The organism is Streptomyces shinuiensis (genome assembly GCF_043660855.1).
Taxonomy (GTDB): domain Bacteria; phylum Actinomycetota; class Actinomycetes; order Streptomycetales; family Streptomycetaceae; genus Streptomyces.
Window position 1 is genome coordinate 3,760,001 of the sequence record NZ_JBIHML010000001.1, and the last position, 15,082, is coordinate 3,775,082.

10 protein-coding genes and 2 rRNA genes (1 of these 12 only partly in view) are annotated in these 15,082 nt (G+C 71.2%); 7 read left to right on the forward strand and 5 right to left on the reverse strand.

Translation table 11 applies throughout. The features are described from left to right. Both ACGRHY_RS17150 and rrf read left to right on the forward strand, forming a co-directional pair. Positions 1-2,136: ribosomal RNA gene (locus ACGRHY_RS17150) — 23S ribosomal RNA — on the forward strand (it extends 984 nt beyond the left edge of the window). Between the two features lie 109 nt (positions 2,137-2,245). Continuing rightward, a 5S ribosomal RNA gene (gene rrf, locus ACGRHY_RS17155) occupies positions 2,246-2,362 on the forward strand. A gap of 216 nt (positions 2,363-2,578) precedes the next feature. Here the strand turns inward: rrf and ACGRHY_RS17160 are convergent. From ACGRHY_RS17160 to ACGRHY_RS17180, 5 genes are read right to left on the reverse strand one after another with little or no spacing between them, the layout of a single operon-like run. Then, positions 2,579-3,889, reverse strand: coding sequence for a DUF58 domain-containing protein (locus tag ACGRHY_RS17160; protein ID WP_394636208.1), 1,311 nt, complete (start codon positions 3,887-3,889; stop codon positions 2,579-2,581). A gap of 19 nt (positions 3,890-3,908) precedes the next feature. Continuing rightward, complete coding sequence (locus tag ACGRHY_RS17165; RefSeq protein ID WP_394636209.1) at positions 3,909-4,874, reverse strand: AAA family ATPase; 966 nt, start codon at positions 4,872-4,874, stop codon at positions 3,909-3,911. After that, positions 4,871-6,097, reverse strand: a complete 1,227-nt coding sequence (locus ACGRHY_RS17170) for a DUF4350 domain-containing protein (RefSeq protein ID WP_394636210.1) — start codon at positions 6,095-6,097, stop codon at positions 4,871-4,873. The genes ACGRHY_RS17165 and ACGRHY_RS17170 overlap by 4 nt, the downstream gene beginning before the upstream one ends. Continuing rightward, entirely contained in the window at positions 6,094-6,837 is a 744-nt protein-coding gene (locus ACGRHY_RS17175) for a DUF4129 domain-containing protein (RefSeq protein ID WP_394636211.1), read from the reverse strand. Before ACGRHY_RS17175 ends, ACGRHY_RS17170 begins: the two co-directional genes overlap by 4 nt. A 4-nt stretch (positions 6,838-6,841) precedes the next feature. Next, on the reverse strand, positions 6,842-8,089 hold the full coding sequence (locus ACGRHY_RS17180; protein WP_394636212.1) for a DUF7847 domain-containing protein: 1,248 nt from the start codon (positions 8,087-8,089) through the stop codon (positions 6,842-6,844). A gap of 150 nt (positions 8,090-8,239) precedes the next feature. Between ACGRHY_RS17180 and mtnA the strand changes: the two genes are divergently transcribed. From mtnA to ACGRHY_RS17205, 5 genes are read left to right on the forward strand one after another with little or no spacing between them, the layout of a single operon-like run. Further along, positions 8,240-9,430: an S-methyl-5-thioribose-1-phosphate isomerase gene (mtnA, locus tag ACGRHY_RS17185; protein WP_394636213.1), complete on the forward strand. Its 1,191-nt coding sequence runs from the start codon at positions 8,240-8,242 to the stop codon at positions 9,428-9,430. Beyond that, the gene (gene mtrA / locus ACGRHY_RS17190) at positions 9,427-10,104 is read left to right on the forward strand and encodes a two-component system response regulator MtrA (protein ID WP_014061181.1); all 678 of its coding nucleotides are present in this window, start codon (positions 9,427-9,429) and stop codon (positions 10,102-10,104) included. The genes mtnA and mtrA overlap by 4 nt, the downstream gene beginning before the upstream one ends. Position 10,105: 1 nt before the next feature. Next, the gene (gene mtrB, locus ACGRHY_RS17195; protein ID WP_394636214.1) at positions 10,106-12,055 is read left to right on the forward strand and encodes an MtrAB system histidine kinase MtrB; all 1,950 of its coding nucleotides are present in this window, start codon (positions 10,106-10,108) and stop codon (positions 12,053-12,055) included. Then, positions 12,033-13,922: an LpqB family beta-propeller domain-containing protein gene (locus tag ACGRHY_RS17200; RefSeq protein ID WP_394636215.1), complete on the forward strand. Its 1,890-nt coding sequence runs from the start codon at positions 12,033-12,035 to the stop codon at positions 13,920-13,922. Before mtrB ends, ACGRHY_RS17200 begins: the two co-directional genes overlap by 23 nt. A 10-nt stretch (positions 13,923-13,932) precedes the next feature. Next, entirely contained in the window at positions 13,933-14,664 is a 732-nt protein-coding gene (locus tag ACGRHY_RS17205; protein WP_394636216.1) for a ComF family protein, read from the forward strand. Positions 14,665-15,082: the final 418 nt, after the last annotated feature.

Sequence of the window (15,082 nt, forward strand, 5' to 3'; positions counted from 1 at the left end):
GGCCCTACCGGGTTACTGACCTTAGCCAAACTCCGAATGCCGGCAAGTCAGAGCGCGGCAGTGAGACTGTGGGGGATAAGCTCCATGGTCGAGAGGGAAACAGCCCAGAGCATCGACTAAGGCCCCCAAGCGTGTGCTAAGTGGGAAAGGATGTGGAGTCGCAGAGACAACCAGGAGGTTGGCTTAGAAGCAGCCATCCTTGAAAGAGTGCGTAATAGCTCACTGGTCAAGTGATTCTGCGCCGACAATGTAGCGGGGCTCAAGCACACCGCCGACGTCGTGTCATCGGCACATCAACCTCCAACGGGGGTGTCGATGGGTAGGGGAGCGTCGTGTGCCGGGTGAAGCCGCGCCGGAAGGCAGTGGTGGACGGTTCACGAGTGAGAATGCAGGCATGAGTAGCGATACAGGAGTGGGAAACTCCTGCGCCGATTGACCAAGGGTTCCTGGGTCAAGCTGATCTGCCCAGGGTAAGTCGGGGCCTAAGGCGAGGCCGACAGGCGTAGTCGATGGATAACCGGTTGATATTCCGGTACCCGCTGTGGAGCGCAAGGGCCGAGCCCGGTGATGCTAAGTCCGTGAAGCCGCCCGTGCCCTTCGGGGTGCGGTGCCGGTGGAGCCGACGGCCCGATCCGGTAGTAGGTGAGTGATGGGGTGACGCAGGAAGGTAGTCCAGCCCGGGCGGTGGTTGTCCCGGGGTAAGGGTGTAGGGCGCCAGGCAGGTAAATCCGTCTGGCACGAGGCCTGAGACCTGATGCCGAGCCGATGGTGGCGAAGTGGATGATCCTATGCTGTCGAGAAAAGCCTCTAGCGAGTTGCACGGCGGCCCGTACCCCAAACCGACTCAGGTGGTCTGGTAGAGAATACCGAGGCGTTCGGGTGAACTATGGTTAAGGAACTCGGCAAAATGCCCCCGTAACTTCGGGAGAAGGGGGGCCACATCCGGTGATCGCCCGTGCGGTGTGAGCCGGGGGTGGCCGCAGAGACCAGCGAGAAGCGACTGTTTACTAAAAACACAGGTCCGTGCGAAGCCGTAAGGCGAGGTATACGGACTGACGCCTGCCCGGTGCTGGAACGTTAAGGGGACCGGTCAGTCATCCTTCGGGGTGGCGAAGCTGAGAACTTAAGCGCCAGTAAACGGCGGTGGTAACTATAACCATCCTAAGGTAGCGAAATTCCTTGTCGGGTAAGTTCCGACCTGCACGAATGGCGTAACGACTTCTCGACTGTCTCAACCATAGGCCCGGTGAAATTGCACTACGAGTAAAGATGCTCGTTTCGCGCAGCAGGACGGAAAGACCCCGGGACCTTTACTACAGCTTGATATTGGTGTTCGGTTCGGCTTGTGTAGGATAGGTGGGAGCCGGTGAAGCATGCACGCCAGTGTGTGTGGAGGCGTTGTTGAAATACCACTCTGGTCGTGCTGGATGTCTAACCCGGGTCCGTGATCCGGATCGGGGACAGTGTCTGGTGGGTAGTTTAACTGGGGCGGTTGCCTCCCAAAGGGTAACGGAGGCGCCCAAAGGTTCCCTCAGCCTGGTTGGTCATCAGGTGGTGAGTGTAAGTGCACAAGGGAGCTTGACTGTGAGACTGACGGGTCGAGCAGGGACGAAAGTCGGGACTAGTGATCCGGCGGTGGCTGGTGGAAGCGCCGTCGCTCAACGGATAAAAGGTACCCCGGGGATAACAGGCTGATCTTCCCCAAGAGTCCATATCGACGGGATGGTTTGGCACCTCGATGTCGGCTCGTCGCATCCTGGGGCTGGAGTCGGTCCCAAGGGTTGGGCTGTTCGCCCATTAAAGCGGTACGCGAGCTGGGTTTAGAACGTCGTGAGACAGTTCGGTCCCTATCCGCTGCGCGCGCAGGAGTCTTGAGAAGGGCTGTCCCTAGTACGAGAGGACCGGGACGGACGAACCTCTGGTGTGCCAGTTGTTCTGCCAAGGGCATGGCTGGTTGGCTACGTTCGGGAGGGATAACCGCTGAAAGCATCTAAGCGGGAAGCCTGCTTCGAGATGAGGGCTCCCACCCCCTGGAGGGGGTAAGGCTCCCGGGAGACGACCGGGTTGATAGGCCGGAGATGGAAGCTCCGCAAGGGGTGGAGTTGACCGGTACTAATAGGCCGAGGGCTTGTCCGTAGATGTTCGCGTCCACTGTGTGGGTTCTGAGACCACGAACGGCCTCGGCAGGTTTTTCGGGGTTCTAATTGAACAGTGTGCTTGTTCGCTTGGAACACTCGAGTGGTGTTTCGGTGGTCAGAGCGAGAGGGAAACGCCCGGTTACATTCCGAACCCGGAAGCTAAGCCTTTCAGCGCCGATGGTACTGCACGGGGGACCGTGTGGGAGAGTAGGACGCCGCCGAACAGTTTTTCAGCCTCGGTCTTCGAGTTTCGGCTCGGAGACCGAGGCTTTTTTGCGTTCACGGTTTCCCCTGCCGTGATCAACAGACGGCGGACTACGTGGGTCGGAGCGTGCGATGCGGGGCCGGCGGCACAGTTCCTGGAAGCGCCCACCGTCCGGGGAGTTCGGCTGTACGTGCACGAGGATCGACACCGACCCCGAGCCTCGGCGGTTGAGGGCTCAGAGGCGGCCGGCGGCCTTGAGGGCGAGGTAGGCGTCGGCCAGGGCGGGGGCGAGCTCGTCGGGGATGGCGTCCACGACGGTGACACCGCGGCGGCGGAGCCGGGATGCGGTGTGGCGGCGTTCCGCTTGAGCCCGGGCCGCGGCCGCGGCTTCGTAGACGGCGTCGAGTGTGCCGCGTGCGGCGGCCATCTCCTTGATGCGGGGGTCGGCGACCGATGCGACCATGACCGTGTGGCGCTGGGTCAGGAGCGGGAGCACGGGGAGCAGGCCCTCCTCCACGGGGGAGGAGTCAAGGCCGGTGAACAGGACGACGAGCGAGCGCTGAGGAGCGTTGCGGAGGACGGTCGAGGCCATGCCCCGGGCATCGGACTCGATCAGTGCCGGTTCGAGCGGCGCCATCGTTGTGACCAGTGCGGGCAGCAGATCGCGGGCGGTTCGGCCCCGGACCGTGGCGCGCACCTGGCGGTCGTAGGCCAGGAGGTCGAATCGGTCGCCCGCGCGGGCTGAGAGGGCGGCCAGCAGCAGGGCGGCGTCCATCGCGGCGTCGAGACGCGGGATGTCGCCCACGCGGCCGGCCGAGGTGCGCCCGGTGTCGAGGACGGCCAGGATGCGGCGGTCGCGTTCGGGGCGCCAGGTGCGGACGGCGACCGCGCTCTGGCGGGCGGTGGCACGCCAGTCGATGGACCGGGTGTCATCGCCGGGGATGTACTCGCGGAGGCTGTCGAACTCGGTGCCCTCGCCGCGGGTGAGGACGCTGGTGCGCCCGTCGAGTTCACGGAGCCGGGAGAGCCGTGCGGGGAGGTGCTTGCGGCTGGTGAAGGGCGGCAGGACGCGCACCGTCCAGGGGACGGAGTGACTGCCCTGGCGGGCGGCGAGGCCGAGCGGCCCGTACGAGCGCACGGTGACGCGGGCGGCGTGGTGGTCGCCGCGCCGGGTCGGGCGCAGCCGCGTGGTGAGGAGGCGGCGTTCCCCGCCGGGTACGGTCAGCCGGTGCCGGGAGCCGGTGATCTCGGAGCCGGTGGCCCAGACGCTGGGCGGCCATGCGTCGCGGAGGTGTGCGCGGAGCGGGCGCCCGGCGGGGTTGGTGACGGCGAGCCGCACTTCGACAGAATCACCGAGTCGAACTGATGTATCACCGGAACGGGTGAAAAGGAGCTTTCGGACTGGTGCCGCGCGTCCCAGGTCGTAAAGAATTGCGAGCAGCAGGGGGAGCTCGACGGCGAGCAGGCCGGTCCAGCTCGGCAGCAGGAAGCCGACGAGAAGCGCGCCGAGGGCGGCGATGAGGGCTGTACGTCCGGTGAGAGCCATCGGTCAGTTCGCGTCGCCTTCAGCGGGGCACGGGGACATGAGCGAGCAGTGAGGAGATCACGCTGTCCGCGGTGACGCCCTCCATCTCGGCCTCGGGGCGCAGTTGGATGCGGTGTCGCAGCGTGGGCAGGGCGAGCGCTTTCACATCGTCGGGGGTGACGTAGTCGCGTCCGGTGAGCCAGGCCCAGGCTCGGGCGGTGGACAGTAGTGCGGTGGCGCCGCGTGGTGAGGCGCCCAGCGAGAGCGAGGGGGATTCACGGGTGGCACGGCAGATATCGACGACGTAGCCGGCGACTTCGGGGGAGACGGATGTCTTGGCGACCGCTGCTCGGGCCGCGTCGAGTTCCGCGGGGCCGGCCACACGGCGTACACCGGCGGCGATGAGATCGCGGGGGTCGAAGCCCTCGGCATGCCTGGAGAGGACCTTGATCTCCTCCTCTCTGGAAGGCAGCGACACCTGGAGCTTGAGCAGGAACCGGTCGAGCTGGGCTTCGGGGAGGGGGTAGGTGCCCTCGTACTCGACGGGGTTCTGGGTGGCGGCCACCAGGAAGGGGTCGGGGAGCTTGCGTGCGGTGCCCTCGACGGTGACCTGCCGTTCCTCCATGGCTTCGAGCAGGGATGCCTGGGTCTTCGGCGGAGTGCGGTTGATCTCGTCGGCGAGGAGGAGATTGGTGAAGACCGGGCCGGGCTGGAAGGAGAACTCGGCCGTGCGGTTGTCGTAGATGAGCGAGCCGGTGACATCGCTCGGCATCAGATCGGGGGTGAACTGGACACGCTTGGTGTCGAGTTCGAGTGTGGCGGCCAGGGCTCGGACGAGAAGGGTCTTGGCGACGCCCGGAACGCCCTCCAGCAGTACGTGTCCGCGGCAGAGCAGGGCGACGACGAGTCCGGTGACGGTGGCGTCCTGGCCGACCACGGCCTTGGAGATCTCGCCGCGCAGAGCCTCTAGGGCGGCGCGGGCGCTGTCTGCGGAGGGGGCGCTCACGGGGTGCGGTCCTTGTCTCTCGGAGATGGGGTGATGCGGCGTTCGAGGAGGTCGAGTCGGTCGGCGAGCCGGACGAGGGCTTCGTCGTCCATGGGTGCCGGGCCGAACAGGAGGCCGTGGATCTGGACGCCGTCGTCTCCGGTATGCGCGGCGACGGCCGGGCACAGGGCCTCGGAGCGGTGGGCCTGTGCAGTGGGTACGCCGACGAGAGGGGCGATCCGGGTGCGGGTGGCCGAGCGCAGGGCTTCGGCGGCGCGTCCGCGTGCGTTCGCCCGGCGGTAGAGGCGGGCGCGGCCTTCGGTCGCCTCGGACGCCGGGACGGCCACGGGCAGTCGTTCGGGGACGAGAGGGCCCAGGCGCCTGGCTCGCCAGAGTGCGGCGAGGACAGCGGCGATCGCGAGCTGGAGAGCGCCCCACCTCCAGCCGGAGGGGATGAGGTCGAAGAAGTTCTCGTTGCCGCCGTCGGTGGCGGCGTCGTCGTCCAGGGAAGGGAGGTACCAGACCAGATGGGGACGGGAACCGAGGAGTTGCAGGGTGAGCGAGGCGTTGCCGTGGTCGTCGAGACGGTGGTTGTACAGCAGGTCCGGGGCGCCGAGTACCACGGTGTCGCCATCGCCGGTTTCCGCGGGGAGCCGCAGCAGGGTGGGCAGCTCACCGCTGGGGTAGCAGGCCTCGACCGAGGCGGCGGAGGTGGTGTAGGTGATTCCGCCGAGTTCGGCCGCGCCCGCGCGCCGGGCGTACGGGGCGTCGCAGCCGGGGCGGAGCACCTCGACGGAGGCGGGCTCCACGGCGCGTACGTCCGGGGCCAGGGTGCCCAGCGAGGCGGGCCCCGGGGCCAGCAGGACGGTGCGGCCTCCGCTGCCGGACGCGGCGGCGCGCAGCGCGGACTGCTGGCGTGCGCTGAGCAGGTCGGGGTCGGTCACGAGCAGTGTGGTGTCGGGTCCCAGGGCCTCGGTGGCCTCGGTGATGCCGGTGGCGACGGTGGTGCCCACACCGCGGTCGGCGAGGAGTTCGGCGGTGGCGCGGCTGCCGTAGCGGTCGGCGGAGCGGGGGTCGAGCAGTCCGTGCTGCTCGCCGGAGCGGAGAGCGGCGATGACCAGGCCGGCCAGCGCCAGGACGGCGGCCGCCAGCAGCAGACCGCGGGCGTGCCCCCACAGTTGGCGTGCTGTGGGCGATACCGGGGTGGCCGCCTCGGTGGAAGGGGCGGGCGGTGCGGTCTTCATACGGCGCCACCACCGGGGGCCGCGGGTGTGGGACGGCCGTCGGTGAGGCGGGGTCTGCTGTGCCGGACGGCGTCATCGAGGTCCCGCAGCCGGAGGTACGCGGCCCGGTCGGCCGGGCGCCCGGCGTATGTGACCTCGTCGAAGGCGAGGGCGGCGGCGTACAGGTCCGTGGTGTGGTCCGGGAGGACCCGGGCGGCTTCGGCCGTGGCCTCGTCGGCGGTGCGGCCGGGGCGGGGGTCGAGCAGGGCGCGTTCCTCCAGGGAGCGGACGAGGGCGCGCATCCTCTCCTGGAGGGCCTCGCTCCAGCGGGCCGCGGAGGCGTACTGCTCGGCCGCGGCGCGGTGCTCGTCGGCGCTGCGCGGGCGGCCGTCGAAGAGTTCGCCGCGCCCGGCGGAACCGGGCGCGCGGCGCAGCGCGCCCATGCGCAGCCGCAGGCCGACCAGGAGGAGCACGACGAGCAGGGCGACGACCGTGAGGCCGACCCAGCCGCCGGGTGTGGCCCCGGCCGCGGCGTCGAGGAGGTCGCCGACCCGCTCCCACGCCCAGTCGAGGAGGCGCCGCAGCAGGCTCGGGTCGTTCTCGTGGTACATGGGCTTGGACAACTCGTCCTCGGCCGCCTCGCGCGCCGGGGCACGCGGGATCGTCACCGGCACCCCGCCATCGGAGCTGCCGGAGCCGTCGGAGCGCACGGCGAACGGGGTCTCCCGTACCGCCGTGCGTACGCCCGCGGGCCGCGTCACCACATCAGTTCCCCGGAGTGGTGTCGTCGGATTGCCGCTCGTAGCCGGGGACCCCCGCGGCGCGGGCGAGTTCGAGGTCGAGGGCCTCGCGGCGGATGCGCTGGTCCATGTAGAGGAGGGCGGTGACGCCCGCGCTGAGCGGGAGGGTGATGGTGGAGGCGATGACCGCTCCGATGCCGATGACGATCAGGTACGTCCAGGTGATGTCCGCGACGCCGCCGGAGATGAGGGTGTCGATGCCGTCGCCGCCCAGTACGGGGGCGAGGAAGGAGGCGGGAAGCTGGATGATCATCCCGATCACGGTGACCAGTACGACGGTGAGGAACTGGATGCCGAAGATGCGCCACCAGGAGTTGCGCACGAGTCTGGCGGAACGCCGGAGGGCGGCGAGGACGCCCTGCCGCTCCAGCATGAGGGCGGGCGCGGAGAGGCAGTAGCGGACCCACAGCCACACGGCCGCCACGGTGCCCGCGAGGCCGCCGAGGAGGCCGATGCCTATGCCGGCCAGCTCCGAGCCCGCCGCGCCGACGAGGATGCCGGGCAGGAAGCCCAGGGTGATCGCGCCGGTCACGATCAGGCCCACCAGCAGCGTCAGTCCGAGCAGGCGGGCGAGCTGCGGCCGGGAGTCGCGCCAGGCCTCCCCGATGGACACCGGGCGGCCCAGGACGGCACGGCTGACCACCACGGTGAGCATCGCGGTGGCGATGACCGTGCCGATCAGGGAGGCCAGCAGTTCGACGCCCAGGGTGCTGAACGTACCGCTGAGGGCGTCCAACACCTCGTCCGTGGTCGGCTCGGCCTTGGTCTCCAGTGCCTGGAGGCCGCTGTTGTCCCGCATCCAGACGCCGGTGGCCACGGTGGAGGCGAGCTGGATCATGATCGCGACCGCGAGCGATATGCCCAGGGCCGTCCGCCAGTGGGCCCGTGCGGTGGAGACCGCCCCGTCCAGGATCTCGCCCACGCCCAGGGGGCGGAGCGGGATGACGCCGGGCTTGGCCGCGGGCGGCTGGTTCCAGTTTCCCCAGCCGGGCCGGCCCGGCGGCGGGGGAGGAGGGGCGCCCCAGCCCTGCGGGGCGGCGGGCGGCTGCTGCGGCGACCAGCTCGCGGGTGGCTGCCGTGGCGGGGTCCTGTCGGTGGGCACCTTGTCGGCGGGCTGCCCGGAAGTACCGCCGCCGGATGCGCCCCCACCGGACGCGGGGGGAGGATCGGAGGGGGAGGATCCGGGCGAGGCCCAGCCCGGAGAGTCACTCACAGCGGTTCACCTCGTGTTCTCGCGGCCTGTCCGTGGGGATGTATCGGCTGGTTGGCAGCCATCGTGCCATGGGCCGCCGTGGAACGGCGCGGGCCCTGCGGCTCCCGGTTGCCTTCGACTGATGGTCGGGAGAAGGGGCAGACTGTCCGAATGGTTGACCAGACTGAGGAACGATCCACGGCTTCGGCGCCCGATGACGTACCGGTTCCCGTTCCCGCGCTGCGCTGGGAGGAACCTCCCGAGGGGCCGGTGGTGGTGCTGCTCGACCAGACCCGGCTTCCCGTCGAGGAGGTCGAGCTCGTCTGCACCGACGTGCCCGCACTGGTGGAGGCGATCCGCTCGCTCGCGGTACGCGGGGCGCCGCTGCTGGGGCTGGCGGGCGCGTACGGCGTCGCGCTGGCAGCCGCCCGCGGGTACGACGTGACCGATGCGGCCGAGCAGCTCAGACACGCGCGTCCGACCGCGGTCAACCTCGGGTACGGGGTGGGCCGGGCCGAGCGGGCCTTCCGGGCCGCTGCCGACGGCGGCGCGGGATACGAGCGGGCGGCCGCCGCGGCGCTGGCCGAGGCCCGGGCGCTGCACCGCGAGGACGCCGGGGCGAGCGAGCGGATGGCGGTGCAGGGCCTGGCGCTGCTGGGTGAACTGCTGCCGGGCGGCGGTTACCGGGTCCTCACCCACTGCAACACCGGGGCGCTGGTGTCCGGCGGGGGAGGCACCGCGTTCGGGGTGGTGCGGGCCGCGCACCACGCCGGCGAGCTGCGCAGGCTGTGGGTGGACGAGACCCGGCCGCTGCTCCAGGGGGCGCGGCTGACGGCGTACGAGGCGGCCCGAGAGGGCATGGCCTACACGGTGCTGACGGACAACGCGGCCGGTTCGCTGTTCGCGGCGGGTGAGGTGGACGCGGTGCTGGTCGGCGCGGACCGGATCGCGGCCGACGGCTCGGTGGCGAACAAGATCGGCAGTTATCCGCTGGCGGTGCTGGCCCGCTACCACCATGTGCCGTTCGTGGTGGTGGCGCCCATGACCACGGTGGACCTGGAGACGGCCGACGGCGGTTCGATCGAGGTGGAGCAGCGTCCCGGCCACGAGGTGACGGAGTTCGCGCCGCCGACGGTGCCGGGGGCCGGGGCGGAGCCGGGGAGCGGCATCCCGGTGGCCCCACTGGGCGCGCAGGCGTACAACCCGGCCTTCGACGTCACCCCGGCGGAACTGGTGACGGCGATCGTCACCGAGCGGGGTGTGGTCTCACCGGTCACGGGGGGCGCGCTGGCCGAGCTGTGCTCGTCCTCACCCTCACCCCGGGAAAAGTCACGATCGGGTAATGGGATGATGGACGCATGAAGGGACGCGTCCTGGTCGTCGACGACGACACCGCACTGGCAGAGATGCTCGGCATCGTGTTGCGTGGAGAAGGCTTCGAACCGTCGTTCGTGTCGGACGGAGACAAGGCCCTCGCCGCCTTCCGCGAGACCAAGCCCGACCTCGTGCTGCTCGACCTGATGCTGCCGGGCCGGGACGGCATCGAGGTGTGCCGGCTGATCCGCGCCGAGTCCGGGGTGCCGATCGTCATGCTCACGGCCAAGAGCGACACCGTCGACGTGGTGGTGGGCCTGGAGTCCGGGGCCGACGACTACATCGTCAAGCCGTTCAAACCCAAGGAGCTGGTGGCCCGCATCCGGGCACGGCTGCGGCGGTCGGAGGAGCCCGCGCCCGAGCAGCTCGCCATCGGTGATCTGGTCATCGACGTGGCGGGGCACTCGGTGAAGCGCGACGGGCAGTCCATCGCGCTGACCCCCCTGGAGTTCGACCTGCTGGTGGCCCTCGCCCGCAAACCGTGGCAGGTCTTCACCCGCGAGGTGCTCCTGGAACAGGTGTGGGGCTACCGTCACGCGGCGGACACCCGGCTGGTCAACGTCCATGTGCAGCGGCTGCGCTCCAAGGTCGAGAAGGACCCGGAGCGGCCCGAGATCGTGGTGACCGTACGCGGCGTGGGGTACAAGGCCGGACCAAGCTGACATGTGGCGTGGCGGTCGATTCATCCCGGACGGGCTGCTGTCCGAAGGGGCGACGGGCAGCCGGGCGCACCCCCTGTTCCGGATGTTCGTCCGCTGGGTACGGCGCCCGCTGCTGGCCGTGGCACGGCTGTGGCGGCGCAACATCCAGCTGCGGGTGGTGACCGCCACGCTGCTGATGTCCCTCGCGGTCGTCCTGCTGTTGGGCCTGGTCGTCATCGGCCAGGTCAGCAACGGGCTCCTGGACGCCAAGCAGCAGGCCGCGCGGAGCCAGGCCGCCGGCGGCTTCGCGGTGGCCGAGCAACTGGCCGACGACGCGGCCGACGACGCGGCCTCGGGAGGCGCCGGCAACGGACGCGACGGACGACAGGACACCGGCACCTGGCTGAACGACCTGGTGACCCAGCTCGCCAGTGGCGGTCAGGGCGTCTACTACCTGGTGGCGCTCAGTTCCGAGGAGGGGCCGGACACCTTCGGCGCGGGCGAGGGGTCGGGCAACCACGGCCCCCGCGCGTCCTTCGACCTCAAGCCCGAGGAGAGCGTGTCGCCGCAGCTGCGCGAGGCGCTGGACGACAGCCCCGACACCCACGAGCAGTACGGCACGATCATGCTGGAGGGCGGCCGGACAGAGGCCGCGCTGATCATAGGCAGGCGCCTGAACGACCCCAACGGCGATCCGTACCAGCTGTACTACCTTTTCCCGTTCCAGCAGGAGGAGAAGTCCCTCAGCCTGGTCAAGGGCACCCTCGCCACCGCCGGGGTCTTCGTGGTGGTGCTGCTGGGGGCCATCGCCTGGCTCGTGGTCCGCCAGGTGGTCACCCCCGTCCGGATGGCCGCCAGGATCTCCGAGCGGCTCGCCGCAGGACGTCTCCAGGAGCGGATGAAGGTCAGCGGCGAGGACGACATCGCCCGGCTGGGCGAGGCGTTCAACAAGATGGCGAAGAACCTCCAGACGAAGATCCAGCAGCTGGAGGAGCTGTCCCGGATGCAGCGCCGTTTCGTCTCGGACGTCTCCCACGAACTGCGCACCCCGCTCACCACGGTGCGGATGGCCGCCGACGTCATCCACGAGGCGCGCGACGAGTTCGACCCGGTGACGGCCCGCTCGGCCGAGCTGCTGCTGGGACAGCTGGACCGCTTCGAGTCGCTGCTGGCGGATCTGCTGGAGATCAGCCGCTTCGACGCCAGGGCGGCCGCGCTGGAGGCCGACCCGGTGGACCTGCGCGATGTGGTCAGGCGCGTTCTGGAGGGTGCGGAGCCGCTCGCCGAGCGCAAGGGCAGCCGCTTCCTGGTGTACGGCGACGAGCGGCCGGTCGTCGCGGAGGCCGATGCCCGGCGCATCGAGCGCGTGCTGCGCAACCTCGTGGTCAACGCGGTCGAGCACGGCGAGGGCCGGGACATCGTGGTACGGCTCGCCTCGGGCGACGGCGCGGTGGCCGTGGCGGTGCGCGACTACGGCGTGGGGCTCAAGCCGGGCGAGGCCAACCGGGTCTTCAACCGCTTCTGGCGTGCGGACCCGGCCCGTGCCCGTACCACCGGCGGCACCGGCCTGGGCCTGTCCATCGCGGTCGAGGACGCCAGACTGCACGGCGGCTGGCTGCAGGCCTGGGGCGAACCGGGCGGCGGTTCGCAGTTCCGGCTGACCATCCCGCGGACCGCGGGCGAGCCGCTGCGCGGCTCGCCCGTCCCCCTGGAACCGGCCGATTCCCGTCGCCGCGAGGAGGCGGCCCGCGCCCCGACCGGCGGGGCGCACGCGTCCGTGCCGTCCCCGGCCCCGTCCCGGGGTGCCGGGCGGGAGCCACACCGGTCGCCCGGCGGCACGGTGGCGGCGCCGCCCCGGGAGGCCGGGGACGGTGGGAGCGGTCCGGGCGGCGGAGAACCGGAGGCACGGAGGCGGACGGTGACGGAGCCGGAGGAGGGGAAGGACGGACATGGCGACCGGCAAGGCGACTGAGCGCCTCCGCGAGGGCTCCCGCCCTCCCCGCTTCTCCCGTACGCGCCGCGGGTCCGCGGCGGCGCTCGGTGCGCTCGTCCTGCTGCTCGCAGGGTGCGCGTCGATGCCTTCCGAAGGGGAGGTCCGCAGGGTGGACCCCCCCTCCCGGTCCGACACCGACTCCCAGGCGCGGGTGTTCGGGGTGAGCCCGCGCAAGGACGCGCAGCCCGGGCAGATCGTGCGCGGTTTCCTGGAGGCCACCACGAGCGACGAGCCGGAGTTCGCGACAGCCCGCGAGTACCTCACCGGCAGGGCCGCGCGCGGCTGGGACCCCTTCGCCCGTACGACGGTGCTCGATGTCGCCCCCACCGTGCTCGCCTCCGGCCGCTCCTCCACCGGTGAGGAGGGTGGCACCGTCCTGGAGGTGACCGGCCCCACCGTCGCGCTGGTGGACAGCGAGCACGCCCATCAGCCCAGCGACGGAACGTACCGGGAGACGTTCCACCTCGTCCGGGTCGGCGGCGAGTGGCGCATCGACCGGTTGCCGGACGGGCTGGTGGTGGCCGAGGCCGACTTCGAGCGCAACTACGAGTCGGTCAACACCTACCACTACGCCGATCTGGGTCCGGGCGCCGGCGCTGTGACACGGGGCGAGGACGTCCTGGTCGCCGATCCCGTCTACGTCCGGGAGCGCATAGACCCGCTGACCGAGGCGGTCGAGGCGCTGCTGGACGGCCCGACCGGCTGGCTGGCCCCGGTGGTCGGTTCGGCCTTCCCCGAGGGCACACGGCTCGCCGATGGCACGAGGCTCTCCCCGAACGACTCCGGCACGCTGACCGTGCCGCTGGTCGTGCGCGACGGGAAGGGGCGTGAGCGCCCGCTCAGGGTGGGGAGCGCCCAGTGCGACCGGATGGCCGCCCAGGTGCTGCACACCGTGGACGGCCAGGTGTCGGCCAGGACCTCCCGTGTCCGGCTGACCAGGGCAGGGGGTGGCGCGGAGCTGTGCTCCCTGACCCCTGACGAGGCCGAGGCGTACGCGCCGGGCCGGCTGGGCGGTGACGGCGGCCAGTACTTCGTCGACGACCGCGACCGGCTGGCCGTGGTGCTGGGCGACGGAGACCGGACCGCGCCCGTCGGCGGACCGTTCGGTACGGGGCGGGTCCGGATGGGCGCTGTCTCGGTGAGCCGGGACGAGAAGCGCGGTGCGGGGGTGTCGCTGGACGGCCGGTCGCTGTTCGTCGCCCCGCTCACCGCCGACACCGGGTTCGGCGATCCCGTCGTGATCAGCGGTGCGCAGCGGGAGAGGGACGGGCTGACTGCTCCGAGCTGGGACGGGCTCGGCGATCTGTGGGTGGCCGACCGCGATCCGGACAGGTCCCGGCTGCTGTGGCTGCGCGGGGGCCAGGAGGAGGCGAGGGAGGTCGAGGTGGCCGGTCTCGGCCGCGGCCGGATCGAGGCGCTGAGGGTCTCCTCGGACGGTGTGCGCATGGCGCTGCTGGTCAGCGAGGGGGACCGGACGACCCTCCGGCTCGGACGCATTGAGCGGGAGGAAACCGACGGCGGGGACCCCAAGGCGACAGTGGAGGGCCTGCGGCCCATCGCTCCGCGGATGGAGGAGGTGCTGGACGCCTCCTGGGCGGGCGACAGCAGGCTGGTGGTCGTCGGCCGGGAGTCCAAGGGCGTGCAGCAGTTGCGCTACACGGCCACGGACGGCTCGTCGGCCGGTCCCTCGACGCTGCCCGGGCTCAACGGGGTGACCGGGGTGGCGGCCTCGGAGAACGGCGAAAAACCGCTGCTGGCCGACACCGGGGAGGGCATCGCCCGGCTTGAGCGCGCCGAGTGGGAACTGGTCACGGACAAGGGGTCGATGCCTGTCTACCCGGGGTAGTCATCCCGGTATGTTCGATATGCGGGAATGGTGGCGGGAGCTGGCCGATCTGGTGCTGCCGGCCGACTGCGCCGGGTGCGGCCTGCCGCGCACCGGACTGTGCGCGCGGTGCCAGGGGCTGCTGCGCGGGGCCCGGCCGCGGCGGGTGCGGCCGGATCCGCCGCCGGACGGCCTGCCGCCGGTCCACGCGTGCCTGGCCTACGCCGACGAGGTACGGGCGGTGCTGCTCGCGCACAAGGAGCGCGGCGCCCTGCGGCTGGCCGCTCCGCTGGGGGTGGTGCTGGCCGGTGCGGTGCGGGCGGCGGCCGGGGAGACGGCGTCCGGGGGAGCGGCACGGCGGAGGACGGGGAGGGCAGGGACGCTGCTGCTGGTGCCGGTGCCCTCGGCCCGGCGCTCGGTGGCGGCGCGCGGCCACGATCCGGTGCGGAGGATGGCGCTGGCGGCGGCCGGTGAGCTCAGACGAGCCGGCCGGTCGGCACGGGTCCTGCCCGTGTTGCGGCAGCGGCGCACCGTGGCGGACCAGGCGGGTCTGGACGCCCGGCAGCGCCTGGCCAATCTGGCCGGCGCACTGGACACGGCCGCCGGTGCGGGGCGGCTGCTGACGGAGGGCCCGGTGGTCGTGGTGGACGACCTGGTGACCACGGGCGCCTCACTCGCGGAGGCGGCGCGGGTGCTGGGCCGGGCGGGCGGCGGGGTGGTCGGCGCGGCGGTGGTGGCGGCCTCGCGGCCCGGCGCCCTCTAACGCCCCCCGGCGCCGTGCCGGCCGGAGCGTCGGCGGGGCCCGCTCGCCGACGCTCCGGCCGTTCTCGCACCGGTGTGCGGGCGCTCACCCGGCAGACGGTTCGCGGGGGCGTACCCCGGCCGGGAGTGGGCAGTGTGGTCCGTACGGGTGGAACCGCCGGCGGGAGGGCCTCCTTCCCGTCGTGGTTCCCGTCGTGGTTCCCGTCGTGGTTCCCGTCGTGGTTCCCGTCGTGAAGGCGGAGCCGCCCACGACAGGAGGTACGTGCCGACAGGGGGTGCCGAGTTTCCCCCGGCGGAGGTAGGTTCGGTTGTGAGGGACGGCGAGAGTCGTTCCGTACGGCGGGACATGTGCGCTCCATGGCGTTCGCCCGGCTTTGCTGGTCATCCTCCCGGAAACGGAAGGGTGGCGATCTTCCCGA